Source organism: Altericroceibacterium indicum, assembly GCF_009828105.1.
In the GTDB taxonomy this organism is placed as follows: Bacteria; Pseudomonadota; Alphaproteobacteria; order Sphingomonadales; family Sphingomonadaceae; genus Altericroceibacterium; species Altericroceibacterium indicum.
In genome coordinates this window covers 1-4774 of the sequence record NZ_WTYQ01000011.1, presented here as the reverse complement: position 1 = coordinate 4774, position 4774 = coordinate 1, and the positions used below count along the sequence as shown (strand labels likewise).

2 rRNA genes are annotated in these 4774 nt (G+C 51.8%); both read left to right on the top strand.

Features of this window, described 5'->3' with window-relative positions:
* Window positions 1-35 precede the first annotated feature (35 nt).
* Window positions 36-1585: ribosomal RNA gene (locus GRI39_RS14310) — 16S ribosomal RNA — on the top strand.
* Window positions 1586-1811: 226 nt separating this feature from the next.
* Window positions 1812-4746, top strand: a 23S ribosomal RNA gene (locus tag GRI39_RS14305).
* Together the 16S and 23S rRNA genes form the textbook arrangement of a ribosomal RNA operon.
* Window positions 4747-4774 lie beyond the last annotated feature (28 nt).

Sequence of the window (4774 nt, the reverse complement as noted above, 5' to 3'; positions counted from 1 at the left end):
AAGCTAGTCAACATTTGAGCATAAGCTCAAACTCTTTATTGGAGAGTTTGATCCTGGCTCAGGATGAACGCTGGCGGCGTGCCTAATACATGCAAGTCGAGCGGACTTACAAAAGCTTGCTTTTGTAAGTTAGCGGCGGACGGGTGAGTAACACGTGGGCAACCTGCCCTTGAGACTGGGATAACTTCGGGAAACCGGAGCTAATACCGGATAATATAAGGAACCTCCTGGTTCCTTGTTGAAAGATGGTTTCGGCTATCACTTAAGGATGGGCCCGCGGCGCATTAGCTAGTTGGTGAGGTAACGGCTCACCAAGGCGACGATGCGTAGCCGACCTGAGAGGGTGATCGGCCACACTGGGACTGAGACACGGCCCAGACTCCTACGGGAGGCAGCAGTAGGGAATCTTCCACAATGGACGAAAGTCTGATGGAGCAACGCCGCGTGAGTGATGAAGGCCTTCGGGTCGTAAAGCTCTGTTGTTAGGGAAGAACAAGTGCGAGAGTAACTGCTCGCACCTTGACGGTACCTAACCAGAAAGCCACGGCTAACTACGTGCCAGCAGCCGCGGTAATACGTAGGTGGCAAGCGTTATCCGGAATTATTGGGCGTAAAGCGCGCGCAGGTGGTTTCTTAAGTCTGATGTGAAAGCCCACGGCTCAACCGTGGAGGGTCATTGGAAACTGGGGAACTTGAGTGCAGAAGAGGAAAGTGGAATTCCAAGTGTAGCGGTGAAATGCGTAGAGATTTGGAGGAACACCAGTGGCGAAGGCGACTTTCTGGTCTGTAACTGACACTGAGGCGCGAAAGCGTGGGGAGCAAACAGGATTAGATACCCTGGTAGTCCACGCCGTAAACGATGAGTGCTAAGTGTTAGAGGGTTTCCGCCCTTTAGTGCTGCAGCTAACGCATTAAGCACTCCGCCTGGGGAGTACGGTCGCAAGACTGAAACTCAAAGGAATTGACGGGGGCCCGCACAAGCGGTGGAGCATGTGGTTTAATTCGAAGCAACGCGAAGAACCTTACCAGGTCTTGACATCCTCTGACAACCCTAGAGATAGGGCGTTCCCCTTCGGGGGACAGAGTGACAGGTGGTGCATGGTTGTCGTCAGCTCGTGTCGTGAGATGTTGGGTTAAGTCCCGCAACGAGCGCAACCCTTGATCTTAGTTGCCAGCATTAGGTTGGGCACTCTAAGGTGACTGCCGGTGACAAACCGGAGGAAGGTGGGGATGACGTCAAATCATCATGCCCCTTATGACCTGGGCTACACACGTGCTACAATGGACGGTACAAAGGGCAGCAAAACCGCGAGGTCGAGCCAATCCCATAAAACCGTTCTCAGTTCGGATTGCAGGCTGCAACTCGCCTGCATGAAGCCGGAATCGCTAGTAATCGCGGATCAGCATGCCGCGGTGAATACGTTCCCGGGCCTTGTACACACCGCCCGTCACACCACGAGAGTTTGTAACACCCGAAGTCGGTGGGGTAACCTTTTGGAGCCAGCCGCCTAAGGTGGGACAGATGATTGGGGTGAAGTCGTAACAAGGTAGCCGTATCGGAAGGTGCGGCTGGATCACCTCCTTTCTAAGGAAAAAGACGCTGTTTGTTTTGTTTAGTTTTGAGAGAGCATTCTCTCTATATAAAGGATCTGAAATATCACTTGATGTGATAGCTTCAGAAACTATGTTCTTTGAAAACTAGATAACGTTAAGTAATATCAAGATACATTCACAAGTATCGTTCATCTTAGTAATTTTCTTTTAAGATATCATCGCTGATATCGAAAAAACATGACAATTAGTTTGTCAACGGTTAAGTTATTAAGGGCGCACGGTGGATGCCTTGGCACTAGGAGCCGATGAAGGACGGGACTAACACCGATATGCTTCGGGGAGCTGTAAGTAAGCTTTGATCCGGAGATTTCCGAATGGGGAAACCCACTGCTCGTAATGGAGCAGTATCTTTACCTGAATACATAGGGTACTGAAGGCAGACCCGGGGAACTGAAACATCTTAGTACCCGGAGGAAGAGAAAGCAAATGCGATTTCCTGAGTAGCGGCGAGCGAAACGGAATTAGCCCAAACCAAGAGGCTTGCCTCTTGGGGTTGTAGGACACTCAACATGGAGTTACAAAGGAACGGGGTAAATGAAGCGATCTGGAAAGGTCCGTCATAGAAGGTAAAAACCCTGTAGTTGAAACTTCGTTCCCTCCTGAGTGGATCCTGAGTACGGCGGGACACGAGAAATCCCGTCGGAAGCAGGGAGGACCATCTCCCAAGGCTAAATACTCCCTAGTGACCGATAGTGAACCAGTACCGTGAGGGAAAGGTGAAAAGCACCCCGGAAGGGGAGTGAAATAGATCCTGAAACCGTGTGCCTACAAGTAGTTAGAGCCCGTTAATGGGTGATAGCGTGCCTTTTGTAGAATGAACCGGCGAGTTACGATCCCGTGCAAGGTTAAGTCGATGAGACGGAGCCGTAGCGAAAGCGAGTCTGAATAGGGCGAATGAGTACGTGGTCGTAGACCCGAAACCAGGTGATCTACCCATGTCCAGGGTGAAGTTCAGGTAACACTGAATGGAGGCCCGAACCGACTCACGTTGAAAAGTGAGCGGATGAGGTGTGGGTAGGGGTGAAATGCCAATCGAACCTGGAGATAGCTGGTTCTCTCCGAAATAGCTTTAGGGCTAGCCTCATATGTTAGAGTCTTGGAGGTAGAGCACTGATTGGACTAGGGGTCCTCATCGGATTACCGAATTCAGTCAAACTCCGAATGCCAAAGACTTATCTATGGGAGTCAGACTGCGAGTGATAAGATCCGTAGTCAAGAGGGAAACAGCCCAGACCGCCAGCTAAGGTCCCAAAGTATACGTTAAGTGGAAAAGGATGTGGAGTTGCTTAGACAACCAGGATGTTGGCTTAGAAGCAGCCACCATTTAAAGAGTGCGTAATAGCTCACTGGTCGAGTGACTCTGCGCCGAAAATGTACCGGGGCTAAACGTATCACCGAAGCTGCGGACTGTTCTTACGAACAGTGGTAGGAGAGCGTTCTAAGGGCGTTGAAGCTAGACCGGAAGGACTGGTGGAGCGCTTAGAAGTGAGAATGCCGGTATGAGTAGCGAAAGAAGGGTGAGAATCCCTTCCACCGAATGCCTAAGGTTTCCTGAGGAAGGCTCGTCCGCTCAGGGTTAGTCGGGACCTAAGCCGAGGCCGAAAGGCGTAGGCGATGGATAACAGGTTGATATTCCTGTACCACCTCCACTCCGTTTGAGCAATGGGGGGACGCAGAAGGATAGGGTAAGCGCACTGTTGGATATGTGCGTCTAAGCAGCAAGGCTGAGAAGTAGGCAAATCCGCTTCTCCTATAAGGCTGAGCTGTGACAGCGAGGGAAATATAGTACCGAAGTTCCTGATTTCACACTGCCAAGAAAAGCCTCTAGCGAGGAGTATGGTGCCCGTACCGCAAACCGACACAGGTAGGCGAGGAGAGAATCCTAAGGTGAGCGAGAGAACTCTGGTTAAGGAACTCGGCAAAATGACCCCGTAACTTCGGGAGAAGGGGTGCTCTGTTAGGGTGTTAAAGCCCGAGAGAGCCGCAGTGAATAGGCCCAGGCGACTGTTTAGCAAAAACACAGGTCTCTGCGAAGCCGTAAGGCGAAGTATAGGGGCTGACGCCTGCCCGGTGCTGGAAGGTTAAGGGGAGAGGTTAGCGCAAGCGAAGCTTTGAACCGAAGCCCCAGTAAACGGCGGCCGTAACTATAACGGTCCTAAGGTAGCGAAATTCCTTGTCGGGTAAGTTCCGACCCGCACGAAAGGCGTAACGATCTGGGCACTGTCTCAACCAGAGACTCGGTGAAATTATAGTACCTGTGAAGATGCAGGTTACCCGCGACAGGACGGAAAGACCCCGTGGAGCTTTACTGTAGCCTGATATTGAATTTTGGTACAGCTTGTACAGGATAGGTAGGAGCCTGAGAAGCCGGAGCGCTAGCTTCGGTGGAGGCGTCGGTGGGATACTACCCTGGCTGTATTGAAATTCTAACCCGCAGCCCTTATCGGGCTGGGAGACAGTGTCAGGTGGGCAGTTTGACTGGGGCGGTCGCCTCCTAAAGAGTAACGGAGGCGCCCAAAGGTTCCCTCAGAATGGTTGGAAATCATTCGCAGAGTGTAAAGGCACAAGGGAGCTTGACTGCGAGACCTACAAGTCGAGCAGGGACGAAAGTCGGGCTTAGTGATCCGGTGGTTCCGCATGGAAGGGCCATCGCTCAACGGATAAAAGCTACCCCGGGGATAACAGGCTTATCTCCCCCAAGAGTCCACATCGACGGGGAGGTTTGGCACCTCGATGTCGGCTCATCGCATCCTGGGGCTGTAGTCGGTCCCAAGGGTTGGGCTGTTCGCCCATTAAAGCGGTACGCGAGCTGGGTTCAGAACGTCGTGAGACAGTTCGGTCCCTATCCGTCGTGGGCGCAGGAAATTTGAGAGGAGCTGTCCTTAGTACGAGAGGACCGGGATGGACGCACCGCTGGTGTACCAGTTGTCTTGCCAAAGGCATAGCTGGGTAGCTACGTGCGGACGGGATAAGTGCTGAAAGCATCTAAGCATGAAGCCCCCCTCAAGATGAGATTTCCTTTTGCTTCNTAGCAAGTAAGATCCCTGAAAGATGATCAGGTAGATAGGTTCGAGGTGGAAGCATGGCGACATGTGGAGCTGACGAATACTAATCGATCGAGGACTTAACCCAAAAACAATGAACGACATTTGTGAATCTT